This is a genomic window from Affinundibacterium seohonense, assembly GCF_014284305.1.
Taxonomy (GTDB): domain Bacteria; phylum Pseudomonadota; class Gammaproteobacteria; order Burkholderiales; family Burkholderiaceae_D; genus Undibacterium; species Undibacterium seohonense.
Genome location: NZ_JACOFW010000011.1, coordinates 22,138 through 41,410 on the forward strand (window position 1 = coordinate 22,138; position 19,273 = coordinate 41,410).

Annotated in this window: 17 protein-coding genes; 9 read left to right on the plus strand and 8 right to left on the minus strand. The window is 47.2% G+C overall.

The genetic code is table 11. The annotated features are described in order from the left end of the window. Positions 1-217: 217 nt before the first annotated feature. The gene (locus H8K52_RS11100; RefSeq protein WP_186922972.1) at positions 218-1,159 is read right to left on the minus strand and encodes a LysR substrate-binding domain-containing protein; all 942 of its coding nucleotides are present in this window, start codon (positions 1,157-1,159) and stop codon (positions 218-220) included. A gap of 180 nt (positions 1,160-1,339) precedes the next feature. Here H8K52_RS11100 and H8K52_RS11105 point away from each other — a divergent pair, with 180 nt between their 5' ends. Next, positions 1,340-1,897: a hypothetical protein gene (locus H8K52_RS11105; protein WP_222613759.1), complete on the plus strand. Its 558-nt coding sequence runs from the start codon at positions 1,340-1,342 to the stop codon at positions 1,895-1,897. A gap of 188 nt (positions 1,898-2,085) precedes the next feature. On the opposite strand, the gene H8K52_RS11110 is transcribed toward H8K52_RS11105, so the two are convergent. From H8K52_RS11110 to H8K52_RS11120, 3 genes are all read right to left on the minus strand, one after another. Next, positions 2,086-3,540, minus strand: a complete 1,455-nt coding sequence (locus tag H8K52_RS11110; RefSeq protein ID WP_186922973.1) for a sensor domain-containing protein — start codon at positions 3,538-3,540, stop codon at positions 2,086-2,088. Positions 3,541-3,986: 446 nt separating this feature from the next. Then, a complete protein-coding gene (locus tag H8K52_RS11115; protein WP_186922974.1) occupies positions 3,987-5,552 on the minus strand; it encodes a hypothetical protein in 1,566 nt (521 codons plus the stop codon). Next, positions 5,549-6,418, minus strand: a complete 870-nt coding sequence (locus tag H8K52_RS11120) for an ABC transporter ATP-binding protein (protein ID WP_186922975.1) — start codon at positions 6,416-6,418, stop codon at positions 5,549-5,551. Before H8K52_RS11120 ends, H8K52_RS11115 begins: the two co-directional genes overlap by 4 nt. A gap of 318 nt (positions 6,419-6,736) precedes the next feature. On the opposite strand from H8K52_RS11120, the gene H8K52_RS21970 reads away from it, so the two are divergent. After that, on the plus strand, positions 6,737-6,820 hold the full coding sequence (locus H8K52_RS21970; protein WP_186923057.1) for a DUF4253 domain-containing protein: 84 nt from the start codon (positions 6,737-6,739) through the stop codon (positions 6,818-6,820). A gap of 102 nt (positions 6,821-6,922) precedes the next feature. On the opposite strand, the gene H8K52_RS11130 is transcribed toward H8K52_RS21970, so the two are convergent. After that, positions 6,923-7,339, minus strand: coding sequence for a BLUF domain-containing protein (locus H8K52_RS11130; RefSeq protein WP_186922976.1), 417 nt, complete (start codon positions 7,337-7,339; stop codon positions 6,923-6,925). Between the two features lie 542 nt (positions 7,340-7,881). On the opposite strand from H8K52_RS11130, the gene H8K52_RS11135 reads away from it, so the two are divergent. Together H8K52_RS11135 and H8K52_RS11140 are read left to right on the plus strand one after the other, a co-directional pair. After that, positions 7,882-8,406 carry a DUF2059 domain-containing protein gene (locus H8K52_RS11135; protein WP_186922977.1) on the plus strand — a complete coding sequence of 175 codons (525 nt, stop codon included), beginning with the start codon at positions 7,882-7,884 and terminating at the stop codon, positions 8,404-8,406. 122 nt (positions 8,407-8,528) lie between these two features. Further along, on the plus strand, positions 8,529-9,212 hold the full coding sequence (locus H8K52_RS11140; RefSeq protein ID WP_186922978.1) for a DUF4253 domain-containing protein: 684 nt from the start codon (positions 8,529-8,531) through the stop codon (positions 9,210-9,212). 118 nt (positions 9,213-9,330) lie between these two features. Here the strand turns inward: H8K52_RS11140 and H8K52_RS11145 are convergent, their stop codons facing one another. Both H8K52_RS11145 and H8K52_RS11150 read right to left on the minus strand, forming a co-directional pair. Beyond that, a complete protein-coding gene (locus tag H8K52_RS11145; protein ID WP_186922979.1) occupies positions 9,331-10,341 on the minus strand; it encodes a M28 family peptidase in 1,011 nt (336 codons plus the stop codon). A gap of 288 nt (positions 10,342-10,629) precedes the next feature. Continuing rightward, the gene (locus tag H8K52_RS11150; RefSeq protein ID WP_186922980.1) at positions 10,630-12,093 is read right to left on the minus strand and encodes a serine hydrolase domain-containing protein; all 1,464 of its coding nucleotides are present in this window, start codon (positions 12,091-12,093) and stop codon (positions 10,630-10,632) included. Positions 12,094-12,181: 88 nt separating this feature from the next. Here H8K52_RS11150 and H8K52_RS11155 point away from each other — a divergent pair, with 88 nt between their 5' ends. The 3 genes from H8K52_RS11155 to H8K52_RS11165 all read left to right on the plus strand — a co-directional run bounded on the left by H8K52_RS11155 (position 12,182) and on the right by H8K52_RS11165 (position 16,599). Next, complete coding sequence (locus H8K52_RS11155; RefSeq protein WP_186922981.1) at positions 12,182-12,580, plus strand: hypothetical protein; 399 nt, start codon at positions 12,182-12,184, stop codon at positions 12,578-12,580. A 372-nt stretch (positions 12,581-12,952) separates the two neighbouring features. Next, positions 12,953-15,145 carry a TonB-dependent receptor plug domain-containing protein gene (locus tag H8K52_RS11160; protein WP_186922982.1) on the plus strand — a complete coding sequence of 731 codons (2,193 nt, stop codon included), beginning with the start codon at positions 12,953-12,955 and terminating at the stop codon, positions 15,143-15,145. 368 nt (positions 15,146-15,513) lie between these two features. Further along, entirely contained in the window at positions 15,514-16,599 is a 1,086-nt protein-coding gene (locus H8K52_RS11165; RefSeq protein ID WP_186922983.1) for a DUF5694 domain-containing protein, read from the plus strand. A 113-nt stretch (positions 16,600-16,712) separates the two neighbouring features. Here H8K52_RS11165 and H8K52_RS11170 read toward each other — a convergent pair whose 3' ends face one another. Beyond that, complete coding sequence (locus H8K52_RS11170) at positions 16,713-17,162, minus strand: hypothetical protein (protein WP_186922984.1); 450 nt, start codon at positions 17,160-17,162, stop codon at positions 16,713-16,715. 329 nt (positions 17,163-17,491) lie between these two features. Here H8K52_RS11170 and H8K52_RS11175 point away from each other — a divergent pair, with 329 nt between their 5' ends. Together H8K52_RS11175 and H8K52_RS11180 are read left to right on the plus strand one after the other, a co-directional pair. Continuing rightward, positions 17,492-18,412, plus strand: a complete 921-nt coding sequence (locus tag H8K52_RS11175; RefSeq protein ID WP_186922985.1) for a DUF6279 family lipoprotein — start codon at positions 17,492-17,494, stop codon at positions 18,410-18,412. A gap of 122 nt (positions 18,413-18,534) precedes the next feature. Then, positions 18,535-19,269 carry an alpha/beta hydrolase gene (locus tag H8K52_RS11180; RefSeq protein WP_186922986.1) on the plus strand — a complete coding sequence of 245 codons (735 nt, stop codon included), beginning with the start codon at positions 18,535-18,537 and terminating at the stop codon, positions 19,267-19,269. Positions 19,270-19,273 lie beyond the last annotated feature (4 nt).

A 19,273-nucleotide genomic window follows, 5' to 3' on the forward strand; every position in this document is an offset into this window, starting at 1 on the left:
TAGGAGCAAGCACGGGGACAAGCAAGTAAGGTCAAGGGGCAAGATTCATTGATGATCAATCACCGTGACTGCGATTAAAAGGGCCAGCATCGTACAAAATATTTGATGCAGGCCCTTTTTTCTGGTGGCCACCGAAGTGGAGCCTAGGCACCAATTTCAAATTCAATCGCGGATTTCAGGTTGGTGCTCTGCAATCAGTTTGATTGATTAGCTTATGTCACAGCCAGTGAATTTGACTCAGCTCCGCGTGATATTGTTGAACAAATTCCCGACTTTCTTTTTCTAACCAAGTGATCACTTTCTTGGTAGCCAAATTTGTATTGCTACTGGCATCGCTCACAAGATAGTAATGATATTGGCTATGCAGTCCAATATTCATTGGGCGCACGAGCGCTTTTGCATCTATCCTGCCAGCCACTAAACTATGCCGCTCAAATGCAATGCCATGTCCATGTTCAGCAGCTTGGATCACCAAATTACTGTCGTCGAAACTGATTTGTCGGAAATCGGCGCGAGAGTCTATCGATAGCTTCTTAAAAAGCTGCAACCAGCTCGAGCCTGCTCCGAGTGTATTCGTGTGTTGCAATAGTACATGTTCAAGAATATCTTCTTTGCTGGAAAAACTTTTCCCACGCATCAATGCAGGCGACGTCACCAAATAGTAAAACTCATTCATCCAAGGTTGTACATGCAGCTTTGGCCAATGTCCATCGCCAAATCGAATCGCGATATCGACACCTCGCTCGCCTATCTCTGCCAATTCCACACCAGCCATGATTTGTAGACGAATCTCTGGATATGCTTGATAAAAATTCTTCAGCCTCGGCAATAGCCAGTAAGCAGCGAAGCTCGGGAGCACCGATACTCTGACGATCGATTTTCCGGTGGAATGATGTTGAGTGATGTTAGCAATGCTCTCACTCAACTGTGAAAGACTGGTCGTCACACTGCGATGTAATTCTCGCCCAGCATCGGTCAATTGAACACCGTTATGTCGCTCGAACAAGATTAAACCTAGTTGATCTTCCAATGACTTTATTCGATGACTGATTGCACTATGGGTCAGGTGTAGCTCCTGTGCCGCTTGGCGAAAGTTTTGTAATCGCCCTGCCACTTCGAAAATACGGAGATCGTTTAAGCCAGGGATTTTTTTCATCATAGGAGACTTCCGGTCATTTTTTTTCACCAGCCTGTTCAAATTATGTCGCTAGCGAAGAACTTCGGGGTTACTCATACTAAGGTTTTGGTTCTCGCGATGCAAGTGGAGTCGCCATTTATAAAAAACCACACGCGAGAGCCGAATGCGCTACCACTACTCATTAAAGAAAGATCCATTCCAATGAAAAATCCCGTACGTTCTACTTCCTCTATCTATATGATCCCTTTGATTTTCAGTTTCTTTCTGATCGCTCCAATAACCGTAATGGCGCGGGGCACATTGAATCCTGATGATTTAAAACATGCTGCACGAACAGAAGATGTCTCTAGCATCGATGGCATAATGAAAGCATATTACGAAGTGGTATCTGGTCCTGCCAACACTCCTCGCGATATCAAAAGAGATTTGTCTCTACATCACCCGAAGGCGCAAATTTTTCCGCTGATGCACGACAAGAATGGAAAGCCCGAACTATTGGTCTTTTCAATCAAAGAATTTCATGAATGGGGCAAGCCTGTTTATGACGCAGGCTTCTTTGAAAGCGAAATAAAACGAACTGTCACTTCATTCGGCCAAACTTTTCATGTTTGGAGTACCTACGAAACGAGAACCACACCAAATGGTCCAGTGGTTAGCCGCGGCATTAACAATCTTCAGCTCTATTTTGATGGACAGCGCTTTTGGATTTTGTCTTCGACCTGGGATTCTGAACGTCCAAATAATCCGATTCCAAAATAGAGCATGAACGCAGGGGCAGACAAGGAATAGGGCGTACATTTCAATTTCGCTGAATGAATTGAAACGCTTCGCCTCCATGTCTTGCTGGACTGAACATCGGGGGCGGTGATTGCAAGTTTGGGGACGCACCGATACCAATTGCCTGTTCCTCAATCTCAACCAATCTACGATAAGCACCAAATTCGAATCTAGGGCTTGCTATCTAAGAAGTAGATTTTATTGCGGCCTGTGGCTTTGGCTTGGTACATTGCTTGATCGGCTAATTTGACGATGTCGATGTCATTGTTTTGCAGGTGGCGTAGGAGGACGACGCCGATGCTGGCGGTGCAGTGGTGTTGAATGCTGGTTCTTTTGTGCGCGTTTGCAATATTGATTTGATAGGGCGTGGATAAGGAGGCGAGTATTTTTTCTGCGATGCTGCAAGCTAGCTGTTCGGCTTGCGTTAGCTCGGCATCTAAGTCGCTGAGGATCACCACAAATTCATCACCACCGAAGCGCGCTACGGTATCGACTTCGCGTACGCAGAGGCTGATGCGTTGTGCGACTTCTTGCAACAGTAGATCGCCCGCGTTGTGACCATGTTCATCATTGAGTGGTTTGAAATTATCGAGGTCGATGAACAACACGGCGGCAAAACCTTGATGACGTTTGCAAGCGGCTTTGGTTTGTTCTAGCCTGTCGTTGAGTAGGCTACGATTCGGCAGGCCAGTGAGCGCATCATAGAAGGCCATGCGCTCCACTTTTGATTCTATGCGTTTGCGCTCGATGGCGATGCTGGCAAGCTGTGCCGATTGTTCAATGATGTAGACATCCAAATCGGCGAGTGCATTTTTTTCTCGGTGGTAGATGGCGAAGGTTCCCAATATTTGGAAATCAGACGATAGTATCGGTTGCGACCAACATGCGCCTAAACCTGCTTGTGCTGCCAGTTCGGCAAACGGTACCCAATAAGCATGGCTGGCGATATCGTCGACCACCACACGCTGACCTAAAAATGCAGCCGTTCCACATGAGCCAGCACCCAAACCTATCGCTATGCCATCGATCGCTTGGTTGTAGAAGTTAGGCAAACTGGGCGCGACGCCATCGACCAGATGTTTGCCCTCTTTATCGAGCAATAAAATGCTACATAGGATGTCGGTATGCAGTAGCTCAACACCGCGCACGATGGCTTCTAAAACGCTGGGTAAGGGGATATTTTTGGCCAGCAGTTCCAAGGTGGAGCTGCGAAATTGTTCGTATTTCTCTAGTTGTTTGCGTTTGGTGATGTCGTGCGAAATACCCAAAATACCGATGAGTTTGCCATCGGCATTGTGTAAAGGTGTTTTACTGGTTTCGACTAGCTCGCGGTGTCCGTCATTGGCAAAGCTTAGCCATTCTTCGTTGATGTGCAGGCCGCCTTTTTGCATGGCTAACAGGTCGTTGGCGCGGAAGGAATCGGCGAGTTCTTTGCTGACAAAATCATAGTCGGTCCGACCAATGATGTCCTTTTCCAATGCACCAAAAAATTGTTCGAAACGCTCGTTACAGGCAAGATAAACACCATCGAGATCTTTCAGCCAAATCAGCGCGGGCAGCGCTTGAAGGATGGCGCGCAGATTATCTTCGGTAAAATTCGACATCGAGAGCATTTGTTTGTTCATACATTTCCAGACTGCGTATCCTTGTCCATTTTTGATGATGTATTTCAAGCGCACGAACGACAAAACTGCATCTTGAAATTTATCTCACCGCCGATGATAAATTCAAAATATTTGATTAATGCCTTTAGTTAAAGCAATTGGCTCACGATTTAATTGAATTTTTTAATGAGGACTCGCTTAATGAATGTGTTCTATCTTAAACCTATAACTCCCTAAGATATGTGAGATATTGCAATAAACAGACACATTGTGAATGCGGGCGTTGGCTTGATTTTTGTTGCAATTGTCATGTTGGTGTAGAATTTTCTAGCGACGAAATTAACTATTGGGTATAGGAATACCAAACCCCAAAAAACAAAGCTCGCATCATCAAAATTCCACCACGCGCCAAAGAGACCGCGATCCCAACGTGAATTGTTATTGCTGACATTGTGACAGAGCAGGTCCTAACGCGCCCTATAGTGGTTGTATGTATAACCTGATATCGTCAAACCGATACCAAGGGCGGTGAAAAAACTGATGGTACTAGAATTGGCAACACCATTAAATCCGACCACATCTACCCAAGGAACGTTGCGGATTTGTACCGCGACGTAAACCCAAAAAAGTGACAGCACGGTGAAGGTGCGCGAGGTACGAGTCAATCGACCTAAGAGCGTTGCAACCGATGCCAACATGAAAAAGCCAGAAAGCAGTGCTGGTAATGACAGAAGGCCTAAGGCTATGCCACGAGATGCAACACCAACCATCATCAGGCTACCCAATAACAGTGCGGTTGCCAACTGTCGGCTATAACGTCCCGAGATTCCACTGGCAGTCGCACCGCTCATGTTTTCGCTATCGGCTTGGTAGTCACGTGTGGCCATGTCGGAGATGAGGATCATCCAAATCGTTACCGCGGCGATCAATACGCCTGGCATTTGCTGGCCGGGTATCAGCAACGCGGCGATGTTGAGACCAATAATCGACAGTATCGCGATTGGGGAGCTGATTAAGCACAAGCCCAACTCCGCGAAAACTTCACCGGCTTTGCCAGGTGTGCGTATTGCCAAGGCAAAAACAGGCTGCACCAAGAATGAGAGCGGGCGCAGGATTTGATTAAGCATCGCGATGGGGCTGCGACGTTTATTGCCCGCGCTAGCCTTAATTCTGTCTGGAGAAAAGCGGTGGAAGCGTAAAACAGCGGGGATCAACGGTAGCAATGCCAGACAAGCGCTAGTTAAGCGATACAGCACAGGCATCGTCCACCAAACCATGTCTGGTAATACTCTAGGCGCTAGCGCGGGATTGAAGTTGCTGCCACCAACGGCGACGAAGTTGGTATGAAAGAGTGTTTTGGTGATGAGCATCGTGGTACCAATGCCGAAAAAATCCAAGACAAGTAGGGGTGACCCAGCGCTACTCATTTTTTCACTCGCTGCGCCAATGGCACCGAGAACACCGCAAAAAATGAAGAAATAGGCGACATCACCAAATTTCCCCATCAACACTTGAAAGCTATCAAACAGGATGGCGCAGCTGACTGTAAAAAAGATCAATGGCGTCAAAATCAGCGCATAAGTCTGCAGATAAATCAGCGGCTGCAAGGGACCAACGCCATCGATTAAGTGACGCACCATCATGGTTAACATCACCGTCAAACCGATCGCGCCTAAATAGGAAACACCGCCCAACCATCGGGCAATCAAAAACTGCAAATTGCCAACCTCTGTGGCCGCGATGACGCCACCGATGCCACTACGAATATCTTCCACTACGCGACCACGAACCAAATAGAAACCGATCAGCGCCAACAAGCTAGAGCTTAAGGTGACACTACCCAGCGCTAAGGTGGAGCTGGTGTAAAGCGTACGCGCATGCTCAACGACCATCATCGACATACCGGTACTTTGCCGCATCACCATGGCCCAAGTAACACCAATCACGATCAATAAGGCAATCATAGTGCCGAGGCGACGCATGCGCAGCCGCACTTCCATTTTCACCATCGTCAACAGAAAATCGAGATTCATACACAACTCTCCTGACTGGCGTAACGTTGCGACATCAAGGCTTCTTCCAAATTCGGTTCGGCATTGATAGCGCCTGACCACGGCGAATGTGGATGCGCAATGCGTAAGCTGACGCGATCGCCTTGACGTTGTGCATGTAGTACATTGACTTTCTCGCGCAGCGCAGTGTGTTCCTCTTGACTCACCGTGACTGACCAAATCTCCCCACGCGCTTTATCTAGAAAAGCTTCTGGCGTTTCATGAGCGATCAATTGCCCTTGGCGCATGATCGCCAATTCTGTCGCGATACTTTCGACGTCGGACACAATATGCGTCGACATGATGATAAGTTTATTGACACCCAAATCACCCAAGAGATTACGAAAACGCAGACGCTCTTCGGGATCGAGTCCCGCGGTGGGTTCATCCACGATCAAAATGTCGGGATCATTCAGTAAAGCTTGGGCAATACCAAGACGACGTCGCATACCGCCGGAAAATGAGGCCGCAGGGCGGTGCGCATGATCATGCAGATTCACCATTTCCAGTAAATCATTAATGCGTTTTGGATTGCGTACACCTTTTAGCGCCGCAAAATATTGCATGAACTCTTTTGCGCTCAGATTGGGGTAGACACCGAAGTCTTGCGGTAAGAAGCCCAGATGGCGACGAATCGCATTCGGGTTCTTGGTGATATCGACACCTTGAAACAAAATCTGTCCGCTGCTAGGTTTGGTCAGCGTGGCGATCATTTGCATCAAGGAAGTTTTACCCGCGCCGTTATGGCCAATCAGACCGATGACCCCACGACTCAATTGCAGAGAAAGATCGGCAACCGCTGGTGCACCTTTTCCATAGATCTTAGTAACGTGACGAATGTCTAACATGATGATTCCCGCAAAAGTGAACTAGGTAGCACTGTAAAGCTGGGGAACTTGAAAAACGAACGGAAAAGGACAAACAGGCAGATCGGGGTAATAGGAAGGTAAAAACACGACATGAAGATGCCTCGCCTGAAAGGCTATTTCCTTCTTGATTAGTGATTCGGTAGTGCACTACGCGATGTATCAGTATTGGTAAAGGAATTCGGTGCGGGATTCGTCAGTGTCTCAGGCGGCGTGATCGACTGTATCGTCAAAAAATCACCACGCAAGCAATATGCCGCAATCAAACTAGCATGGTAGCAAGATTGGTTTTACACCGAGATCGTCGAACAAGGCTGCGAAACTATCGCCGATCTCGCCGCGACCTTGTTGAATGCTGAGGTTTGGGTTTTTTGGTGGGATTGAGTTTTTAGAAATTCAAACGATGAAAAAGCACCTTTTTCGCCACCGTCTAGCACATGATCAGTACGATGACGCGACGAATCGACTAGCCTTCGATTTTGACAATTAACTCAGCCACCGCGCGCTGCTCAGCACTTCTGCAAAAAATTCTTTCAATGCTGGTGCTGACATTGTGAAAGGATCAAATTCAGAGGTGGACGAATATTTTAAAAACAGCGCCGAGTTCTCGGCCGTTGCCGCAATCAAGCCCATGTTCCAGCCAGTGAATTGGCGTTGTGTGATTTCTTCGAGTGACAAGATCTCTGGTTTGTTGTGGCGCTTATCTTTTAAGATGTGGTGATACACCGCATTGACCGCAGAACGCTCGCCTTCGAGGCATTGCAAAAAGATGCCATTCGAGAGGCTCAGTGCTCCGGTGACCGCGAGTTGGTGGTTATTGCGGCGTGAACTCGACAAAATATCTTTGACGTCCACTGGCCCCAAATTGATTGCACGGCTGGCGTAGATAAGACGAATCATCATAGGGTAGTCACACACTTTCAACAGTAAAGACATCGTCATCAGCGATGTTATTGCTCGTTTCGATTGCAAGGAGATGCGTATGTTACAGAGACTAAATATCGAAGCGCATGATACATGGATATCGCGTTGGATCGATTAGCATTCAATCAATCCAGCGTCGAATTAACGTTACAGAACGTACCGCAAAATTGGTGTCGTATTGGTCAAAACTGCCGCGAAAAGTCGACACAAACATTTTCATTGCAAACAGGATTTATCATTATTTCAAATTGGTCGCAAATAGGTGATCAAGTCTCGACATGAAATAGTAGTGATTTGAATACGGTGTTAAGTTTGGCGCAAAGCAAGTGGTAGATCGTAAGCACGAACATTGTTCCAACTTTCTCCAATTTGTATGTCATGGCCGTGACGCTTACTTTGCGTGAGATGTGGTGATGTTGCATAGTAAAACTTGCCATCATTCTTTTGACCTTATTTTTTATGCACGTTAAACTCTCAGCTTTAGTGACTCAAATCACCTCAACAATCTAAGGACTTCGCGAATGAAGAAATTTTCTATTGCCCTGATTTTTTTGTTTAATCTCGCGGCGTTTCCCGTATTGGCCGCCGACGCTCCTGCCAGTGATGCATCGATTAAACGACTGATTGACATTGTCGACTCAAAGAAGATGTTGGATAGTGTTATGTCGCAAATGGATGCGATGATGAAGGCGTCGACGCAGCAAGCCTTAGCGGGGCAAAAAATGACTGCGGAACAGGAAGCTGTCATGCTCGAGATGCAGAATGAGCTCAACACATTATTGAAAAATGAGATGACATGGGAAACGCTGGAACCTATGTTCCTTGAGATTTATAAAAAGAGTTTTACTCAAAGCGAGATCGATGGCATGCTCAGTTTCTATCAATCTCCCGCAGGTCAAGCGGTGATCAAAAAGATGCCTTTAGTGATGCAAACAACCATGCAAATGATGGAGAGGCGCATGGTAGTGCTGATGCCGAAGTTAGAGAAGATTTCTACTGACAGCATAGCGAAATTGAAAAAAGTCTCAGAAAAACCGAAAGGCTAAAAAGTCGCTCGACATGAGGAAATTGAGGGGCAAGTCTTGATACGACATTTTTTTTAAATGAATCAAATCAGTTCGCCCTCAAAGTTAACGTGCAGCCTGTGCTATTTTTAAAATCGACAATCATGACCACCAAACCATTTACCACAATCAAAATCTCAGGCGATTCCGCCCTCGCCTCCCTGATGCAACAACGAAATAGCTACCCTCAATCAGGTGATTATCCTTTCTTGATCGGCGAAGCCGACGATGTCGAGCGAATTGAAGAAGCGGCGGAATTTAACGATCAATCAATCGATGAGATTCTTCATGAAGCAGCGCAGTTTGATGTGGCGGCATGGTTGCAAGAGCGTCGTGCGGAAGCAGAGGAATATGAATTCAGCGAAGACGACACGCTAGGCGAATGGCCTGGTGATATCGCTCAAAAAGGCGCAATCTCACTGCACCGCGATATCTTGACGGGCGAGGTGAGACCTGAGGTCTACCTAGGTTCAGCAAACATAACACAGCCTTGGCATCTACCTGCCGTCTTAAAATATGGCGGCTGGAATGACTGTCCCGATCCCGTAGTGCACTGCGCGATGCATCAATACTGGCAAAAAGAATTCGGCGCAGAGATTGTCGGTGTTTCAGGGGACGTGATTGAGTGCATCGTCAAAAATCCACCACGCGACCAAGAAGCCGCGATTAAACTCGCATGGCAGCAATATTGGTATTGCACCGACATCGTTGATCAAGGCTGCGAAACCATCGCAAACCTCGCCGCAACACTGTTGAATGCCGAGGTTTGGTATTTTTGGTGGGATTGAGAACTTTAGTGCGCTCTAGCTAGACTAGCGAGAATTCAAAGTTGAATCGTTCATTTAAAACATGAAAAAATGGGGTCAAGACACTGCCCCATTTTTTTACAGTTCTGTCAGCGCTAAGTTAGAAAAAATGCTGTGTAATTGCATAGATTCCTTGCACCACTTTTGCCATACGTCGGTAGTCGAGCTTGTCATAGGTATCGGTTGGCCTGTGATAGTGCGGGTTGCGATAATAAGCGGTGTCGGTGACCATCAATGCTGGGTAGCCTTCGTTCCAGTAATTCAAATGGTCTGACGAGTCGATTCCCTGCAAATTCGATGGCGCGTTGCAGGAGATGACTGGTAAATCGCTGACGCCGCGCATGAGTGCTTTGGCACGGCGGATTACGCCAAAGTGACTTAAATTGCCGACCAGAGCGATAAAGTTGCCGCGATCCCCATACAGGGTGGACATGCCCGCTGCGGGATAGTCTTGGCTGTTTTCCTTATCCGAAAAATAACCGATCATCTCTACCGACAACATTAATTGCACGTCACGTCCTGATTCTTTGAGTGAACGAGCATGTCGAAAGCTACCCATTTCTTCGGTGCCAAAATGCGGGTCTTCTTCGAGCGTGTAGGCCACCAATTCGATTGATCGGGATTGCGGTTTTTTGCTCAGCAGTCGCGCTAGCTCAAGCAGCCCTGCAACACCACTGGCATTGTCGTCTGCGCCAGGGGTATATGTTTCAGCAATGGTGCCCTTGGGCTTCCTGTTGCGCGGTGTGTAAGCGTCGGAGTCGTAATGCGCTCCGATCACCAATAGAGGACCCGTGGAAGGCCCAAATCGCGCTATGAAATTTCTGTATATCTTTCCCTTGACCTTGACTTCTTGCACCTCAACTGGTGCTCCCGTAGCTTTTAATTCATCGAAAACATATTGGCCCGCTTTTTCGAGATTTGAAAATTGGTCGGAACTGCGTGGATGCACCTCTGTCGAAAGATATTTGACATGGGCTTTCAGTTTTGCTGTGTCGATTTCTTCTGGCGTCGAGGGCAGCGGCGTCACGAAGGGTTGAGCGATGAAGGAGACAGCCACGGCGATCAGTAAAGCAATCGTGCTGACTGTGATGCAGAGGGATTTTAGGCGCATAGTGTAGTAGTAGAGGACAAATGTTTGATGAATAAAACTTGCTGAAAAAACCTAAAAGTAACAAATAAAAAAAGTCAGCTTCAGCGCTTGATTGTGAATATGGTCTTTGAAAATCTGATCACATTGTTTCCCATCTACGGCAACAAGGCTACGATGAAAAATGGGTGTCTGCCCATTTTTCATGAAGTCATTCAAATTTATCGATATCCATTTTGGGATAAGACGAAAAATACACTGGGTAAGTTATCTCAAAAAAGTTTCGCTTGCCTTTTGCGCTAGTCGAACCGACTATCGACTTTTCTTCACGAGTTTTCTTGAGCCAAATGCCAAATGTGTCACCCGTCCATCCTTATCTCTGGCGAGTTTTAACTGAAATCCGTTGTCCGGTACGATCAGTTCATCATTCGCCAGCAGCACGATTTCATCCTTTGCTAAAAACTGTGCTGCCTCGATCATGAGTTTTCCATTTTCCTGTGTGATGAACGCAGATCGTGGCGCGTCGTTCGGTGACATTGCGGGTAGTGGGTATTCGCCAACTAATTGCTCTAACATGCTTGCGTCTAGCGCGACTGCTTCAATCTCGCGGGCTTGGTAGGCAGGCCATTGATATTCTTTTGCTAGCGCATTGAGTATTTGGCGATAAACGACAGAGCCAGCGTCGCCATTGGTCATGATTGCTGCGCCACGGCCGAGGGCGGGGAAATAAGCGACAAAGCAACTGTATCCTTCGTTGCTGCCGCCATGCTGAAAATACATGGCCTCGCCTGAGTTCCCTAGCGCCGGGCCTAAACCAGACGGCGCTTTTTGTTCGGTGAGCATGTCGGTCGCCATCTTTTGCGACAGGGTCTTTGTCGACTTGCCAGCGCGTGCCTCGGCGATTTCGATGGCCCACTTGCTCAGATCCGTTGGCGTCGTCCATAAGCCTGCTGCGGCTAATTCGGGATAGGTGTGCCAGCGTCCATTAACTATTTTTCCTTGATCGTCGTGTCCGGCAGCAGCGAGGGCTTGTTTGGCTTGGGATAGCGGTTGTTCGAAAGCGCTGTCCTGCATGCCGATAGGATCAAGCACGAGTCTTTGCATCAACGCGGGGAAGGCCTCGCCGGTGGTCTCGACCATCGCCAGTTGCATGATGGTCGTGCCACCACCGGAATATCTCCACGTCGATCCGGGTGTCATGACAACCCGTATTGCTTTGGTGTTCGCGGGGGCTTTGCCGTCAAGTATTTGCTGAACCGTCGGTACTGTCGCGTCACTTGCATAGCCGGGAAAACCATGGACGTTTAAGCCCGCTGAGTGCGACACCAATCGACGTAAAGTCACTGGTTCGGTTTTGGTAAAGTCGTTGTCAGGCAATTGCCAAGATTTAAGAAATGTATTGATAGGGGCATCGAGTGAAAGCTTACCTTGCTCGACTAATCTGAGCATCGCGGTGGCTGAGACGGGTTTGCTGATCGACGCGGCTTGAAACAGCGTGTTGCTGTTGACAGCATCATTGCTACCCGCCGTCTTGACGCCGAAACCTTGTGCCCAAGCGAGCTTGCCATCATGAATAACGGCAATCGATAAGCCTGGCACCTTATATTTCGCCATGCTGTCGGCTAAGCTGTGATATTTTTCAGGTGCGCCCTTGATCACGATACTTGGTGTCATGGCGCTGGTTACGCGCTTAATTTGTTCATCGACGTTTTGGGCACAGGCGTTGGCGCTACCGATCATCAAGAGTGTGAGTATTGCTAAAAAGGAAGCTCGCATTTTGTGTCCTCTGTTGTTGACAATGAAAAGTGTTAGTGATTTTAGTTTATGTTAACTTAAATATGTTAATTTTTATGGAAACTTGCCAATGAAGTCTCTTCAAACTTGTTTGTTCATGCTGTTTTTTGTTGCCAGTTCTTGCATGGCGCAGAATGCGATCGTAGGTGAATGGAAGCTAGTTTCCTCCGGTGGGAAACCCGTCCCTACTTTTCTCAAGAATACCGTCTTAGTGATTCGGTCGAATCAGGAAATTGCTTCGATTGATACAGCAGATTTGAAACAAGGCGTCTCCGTTGCATCTCTTGTCAAAAGTGCGCTGGCAAAGGGTACGTGGAAAATTGAGAATAACCTGTTCTTCGCTTCTAACAGTTTATTGAAATCTGGATCGCCTTTTAAAGTTGACGGCCAAAAACTCACATTTGACAAAGATCCCTATCTTTCCGATCAATGGCAATCATTAGTTACCATGTATGAGCGTAGAAAATAGATACCGTGATTTCTGAACTACTGACCGCGCGAACGTTTTCTGCGATGCTTGTCGCCCTTTAGCCTAGCTTACTGCTGTTCGACTAGCGCAGCACTCGCTATTAATCGCGTTGTTTTTCCTATCTCGATAGCCTCGCAGTTCAGCGAGAAAAACAAGGGATATTTCTTGAATATCTAGCGCCATATCAAATAGCATGGGTCGATATTCAATATGACCTCGCTATGATTTGCTTGAAATTAGTTCGGCGCGAAAATTTGTTTTTTCAGCGCCCATTTTCGTCGTTTCGTCGCATATTCCAAATAACGCCAATAAAAATTCGATACAGTGCGAGCCGTCAACAGCTAGCACTGTTTTACTTTTTTCGAGGCCATCATGCAAACACCAAAAAGCTCAGTCATTACTCTTCTTCTCTGCAACGTCATTGCAGTATCGGCGCAGGCGCAGCAGTCAAGCGAGATCAAAGCACAAGCACAATTAGCACCGCAAACACAAACGCAGCGCGTCGAAGTGCAAGGTAAATCACAAGAACAATTTGCCCAGACAGAAACCGCTGCGCGATCGATCGTCAGCAATGCTGAGCTCACGCGTTTTGGCGACAACAATATCGTCGATGCGATGAAGCGTGTGCCTGGTGTTCAAGTCACCAACAACAAATTGCATCTGTTAGGCATGGCGGCGGGTTATACCCAAATTCTGATTGATGGTGAAGCGCCGCGCGGCATTACCGTGGAAGATATCCCGCTCAATATGATAGAGCGCGTGGAGATTTATCGTGGTGCGAATGCGCAGTTTAGTACGCAGGCGATGGCGGGTACGATCAATATTATTCTGAAAAAAGCGGCATCCAATAAGCAGCATAGTATCAAGGCGAGCATTGGTCACATGTTCCAAAATAATGGCAGTGTGGATTGGTTCCATTCCGATAAAAATGGCAGTCTCTCGCATACCGTTAGCGTCAGCTTATCTAAGGATCGAATGAGTGCAGGACAAGCAGAAGATTCAACCACGGCGTTCATCAACGAGAATATCTTGTTGGGGGAAAAGAGCCAATTTCAAACGGTTTCGCAGAGTAAGCGTAGCGACGAATCCTTGCGTATTTCTCCTAGAATTCAATACAAGACGGATTCCAACATCAACCTAACATCGACTTCTATCGTTGCGCATAATCGTTTCAACGCGGATTCGACAACCGAGTTCAATAACATCTCAGGACGTAATTTTGAAATTGGTAAAACGACTTCACATGATACCAATCGTGGTACTAACTTCGGTAGTACGCTCAAAGCGGTGACAAGCTTGGACAATCAAATCGGCCTCGATGTGAGCGCCGGTTTTCAAGCACAAAGCTTTATCGCACGGTCTCGATCACAGAATTATTCACAGGATGGCACACTCAAGTTCAATCGTGATCTCAATACGGATGTTCATGTTGTAGTCGGCATTACCAATGGCAAGCTGAATATTCCAACGAATGCCGAACATGACCTCATCATTGGGTGGTCTGGATGGCGTGCCGATGTGGATGTCGATAATACTCAACGCGATCAATTCGTTTCTAGACCAATTATTGGTAGTCGCCCGCAAAGTGCAAACTCCGTGATGGACAACGCCGCTTTCTTCGCCCAAGACGATTGGAAATTTAAAAAGAATTCGTCGGTCTCACTTGGATTGCGTTGGGAATCTCAAGGTATTCGTACCGAAAATAACGACGGAGAAAAGGTCAACAATCGCGCCAGTGTTTTGAGCCCTGTGATCCAAACGATGTGGCAACTCGATCCACAAAACACAGAGCGGATTCGTCTCGGTGTGTCCCGTGCATTCAAAGCACCAGAGGGTACACAACTCTTGATGCCGAAAATTCGTGTCGTGAATAGTTCTGTCGAGAATCCGAACATTGTGGGTAATCCCAACTTACGTCCAGAACTCTCTTGGAGCTTAGACGCGGCGTTTGAGCACAATGGCAAAGATGGACTCAATTATGCTATTCGGGCAAAGGCCCAATCCATCGAGGATATTCATCGCGAAGTGGTTTTTGAAGTGATGACGGACGCTGAAAAAACGTACTGGAAAAAATTTGTCAATGCTGGCACTGCACAGAGTCGAAGCATTGAACTTTCCACACAATTCCCCTTAAAACGCTGGATGGACAAGGCGCCAGACATGGACTTTTCTGCCAGTTACTCACACTTCTGGTCGAATGTGAAAGACTTAGCGACGCCCTATAACTCGCTAACACCTTATCAATACGTCGTCACCCTTGGTGCGAATTACCGCGCCAAAGACATTCCTCTGACAGCCGGTGTGAGTGCCAAAATTCAAGATTCTCATTGGCAGCAAATCAGCCTCACGGAGCGCCAATACTTGAAGACGCCTAAGAATGTCGACATCTACGCCCTGTGGAAATTCGATAAACAAAGTCAATTGCGCTTTGCTCTAAATAATCTGCTTGGTGGTAAAGCTTATGATTCATTCACTTACGCCAGCGTTGGCGACATTAGGAGCCAATCTACACGAGCTGTACCGACAGCGCGTAATTTCAGCATGACTTATGAATATAAGTTTTAAGCTGAATAAATTGAGTTGGTATCGAGAACGAGTTCAAGGTTTGATCGGCAACGTGTGTTGTTGAATGGTCTCTATTCAGGCTTGACTATCATCCAACCAGATCGACCACCTTGCTCCAACTGTGCATGCCGTTGGAGCAAGGTGTCGAAACGCTGTGGTACTTTTGATAGGCGAAAGCTGCAAGTTTCGACATCGCATTGTCGCGCAGACGGTGAATTTCTCTCAATGTTCGCCTGATATTTCATTGCACTTCATTCTCCTGTATAAACCGAACGTCCCACTATTTTTGCACTCCATCACTCTCTGATATCGATCGTCTTCCTATCTTGATACGCTAGTCTCACTTTACTGATTAAAGGAGACTTAACATGAAAAAAACGCTGTTGGCATTGGTTTGCTTCGCTAGTTTTTGTCACGCTTCCGTACAAGCCCAAACTGCCGACTTTGATCCTCGGACTTGGAAAAAAGAGGTGCATGGTAAGGCAACCCAAGTTTTGGTGTTGGGGTCACCACATTTGAGTGCCTATGGCGAAAAATTGAATCGAGCGCACTTGTCTGGTTTGCTGGATCGGTTAGCACAATATAAGCCCGATATCATTACTATTGAAGCGCTGTCTGGCGAACAGTGTGAGTTTGTGCGCGTTAATGCGGTGACGCATCCTGATGTCTTTAAAGACTATTGCTGGGATCCGACGCCAGCGCAAAACGCCATTGGAATAGGTTTGCAAGAGGCGCTGGTAGAGATTGAATCAACCTTAAAGAGCTGGAGACAGCATCCCGAAACGGCACCTAGTGCTGTGCAGCGACGTCGACTAGTTGCTGTATTCTTAGCAGCGAATGACCGTGCCTCTGCTTTGGTGCAATGGTTGCGACTCGATGTGAATGAACGCAAGGCGCTCGATGGCATCGCGGAGAGTAATTTGAAATTTTTAAATCGTGAATCGCCAAAGTCGAATGAAAATTATGAAGTTGCTGCGGTGTTGGCAGCAAGGCTTGGTCTTGAACGCGTATACGCGACTGATGATCATACCGCGGATGATATTACCGACAGAGCTGGTCCCAAATTTGGAGATGCATTGCAAGCGATGTGGAGTCAGATCAACATTCCTGAAAAAAAAGAGTCGTTAGTATTGGAGGCCAAGTTGGATTCAGCGCAAGATCTGTTGAATCTATATCGTTTCTACAATAATCCAGCGAAAGTGCGTGCGTTCATCGCCGCCGATTTTGGCGGTGGTCTAAAGAACGCAACGCCTGAACTCTATGGACGGCAATATGTGGCATGGTGGGAGACACGTAACCTCCGCATGGTTGCGAACATCCGCAGTGCATTTGGCAATCATCCAGGTGCCAAAGTCTTATCGGTGGTTGGTTCCTCGCATAAGCCTTACTTTGATGCGTATTTAGAGATGATGCACGAGGTGCAGTTGGTGAACTCTGCCAAGCTACTTAAATAGGATGTTGTGATCGAAGCAAGCCAGATCGATTGATCCGGCTTGCTGAATAAAGGGAGGGAAAATCTAGCATGAAGTTTTGTAGTCTCCATAAAACGGCTATGTATCCAAATAGATTATCCGCACATAGGTTGGGAGACTGACGTTAAAGTCGCCTTGAAATTAGAATTTTTGAGAGACGGTAAGGTATCAACAAGCTGCCAGCTTCCACTAACCGTTTTATCGATGCGACTTTCTATACGAAATACACCCTGTTGAATTTGAGTACAGGAATTATAGGAGTCCATTGGACAAAGAAAGACACTTAATCCATTCGACGTGTCACCATTGCCAATGTTCCATTGTCCGACTACAGAATTAACTTCGCGATTCACACCGAAAATCAGCCTTTGTTGGTTGGCAACGGGAAATTCGAATCGGGTAGCCGGGCCATCATTTGGTGCGCAGGCTGCCCAAGCTGTTCCCGTCACTGAATTTTGCGTCTCTTCGTTGCCGCCGCATGATGACATGCACAAGCCGAGTAAGATAACGCCGAATTGTCGATAATGCAGTTTGATTTGGTTCATTGAAGGTTCTCAGAGTATGTTCAGATAGTACGAAGACCTCGCTACCTTGTCTTATACTCGTTAATCTAAAAGCACGCAATTTTATCAAACATAAAACCTGTTTTTATTTATTTAATCAAAATAGCTAAGCGAAATCGCATCGCATTCAAAATGGGTAAAGCATGCAGAATCTGCGAGGTATGGTCTTCCCGTGATCTGCAAATTTCGTCAAGCTAGGCCGTGAGCCAGCTTTGTCAGTGTTGGGCCGTCTCGGTTTTTCTGAGAAAGAAATCGACCGCGTACACGCCGAAGCGATTTCGTGTATCTTTGGCTGAGATAGGGAGGTCACTTTGACGACAACATTTCTGCAAATTTCAATTGGTTCCACGGATGGGATTGCGCGTCGATATCGATTGCTGCGCCTGCTGCTCGTGTTGGTGCTGCTAACGTTACTAGGCAGTTGCAGCACAGCCCGCCTTGGCTATGCCAATGCAGACACCTTGGCATATTGGTGGCTCGACGGTTATGTGGATTTTCGTTCTTCACAAAAGACCAAGATCAAGCAGGATATTGCGCAGCTACTGAGCTGGCACCGTAGCACGCAGTTGCCGCAATATGTGCAAGCATTGACGCAAATGCAGTCCACGCTTATGGCGAATCCTGACCTAGTTGAAATTGAAGCGAGATTCCGCCAAGTTGAGCAATTCTCGCAAGCTGCGTTGCTTAAAGCCTTGCCAGAATTAACGGATTTTGTGCTCACCATGGAGGAGTCGCAAAAAACCTATTTGGCGCGTAAATTTGAAAAAAACAACGACGAGTTTCGAGATAAATATTTGGATTTGACGCCAGAAAAGCAAGCCAAGGCACGCTTTAAAAAGGTCGTGAAACAAGCCGATGATTGGCTCGGTAGCGTTAGCCGAACACAAGAAGCGATCATTGCGCGGTATCTCGAGAAACATCCACCAAATTATGCGCAATGGCTAGAAGACAGTATTGCGCGTCAACGTACTGTCTTACAGTTGCTGACGCAAATCCAGAATGAGAAGCCAAGCCGTGACGCAGCGCAGGCAATGGTGCAGCGAGCGATCCTAGCCAATTATGAACCTTCAGAACAGACGGCACAGCGCACACAAGCGGAAGCTTCACGCGTATCGATACAACAGTTGATGGCCGACATCATTCGCACATCCTCGCAGGAACAAAAGGCGCACGCGCATAAGAAATTACAAGGCTGGATTGATGATTGCAGGTATCTGATCGCGCGGAAATAGGGCGATATGATTGCTACGATTATGAAACGATTGAGGGTCTAAACGTCTATAATTCTCATCGTCATGTTAGTCGTTATAACTTTCTGGTCATTTCAGAAAACGCTCATACAGTTCAAATCACTATGCCTGAAGACTTATCCATTCTTAGCCGTAAGGCGAACCCACCTGATTTAAGCCTAAGCTACGGCGATCAATCTGATCAGATCGCTGATATTCGTTATGGTGGTAAAGGCAGCGAACTCCCATTGATTGTTGTCATCCATGGCGGTTTTTGGAAACCAGAATATGACCGTGCTCATGCAGCCGCGATGTCGTACGCTTTGGCTGAAGCGGGTTGGACAACCTTGACTTTGGAATATCGTCGCGTATCGGGTGACCCGGATGTAACGCTAGACGATATCGCGACGGCTTTGAAAGTTTTGCCAGCGCAGGTGCAGCGCCATAATGGCCGCGTGATCTTAATCGGACATTCAGCCGGTGGGCATTTAGCGCTATGGGCCGCGGTACAATGCGCCAAACTTGAATTGCATAGCATACTCGCTTTGGCACCTGCGGCCGATTTGCAAATGGCGTATGCGTTAGATTTAGGTGATGGCGCTGTTCAGCGTTTTCTAGGGCAAGACCCCGTGCATCGCTCTGACATCAATCCTATGGTACTGCCAGCACCGGCGATAGCGGTGACGATACTGCAAGGCGACGATGATGAGATCGTGCCACCAGCAATTGCCACTTCGTATTGCGCAGAGTTTCCTGCCACACGCTTAGTGTCCCTGCCTCATTGCGGTCACTTCGCTTTGATTGATCCGGCAACTGAAGCGTGGAATCAGGTTCTGCATGAGTTGCGGTCTTTGATTTAAGTTG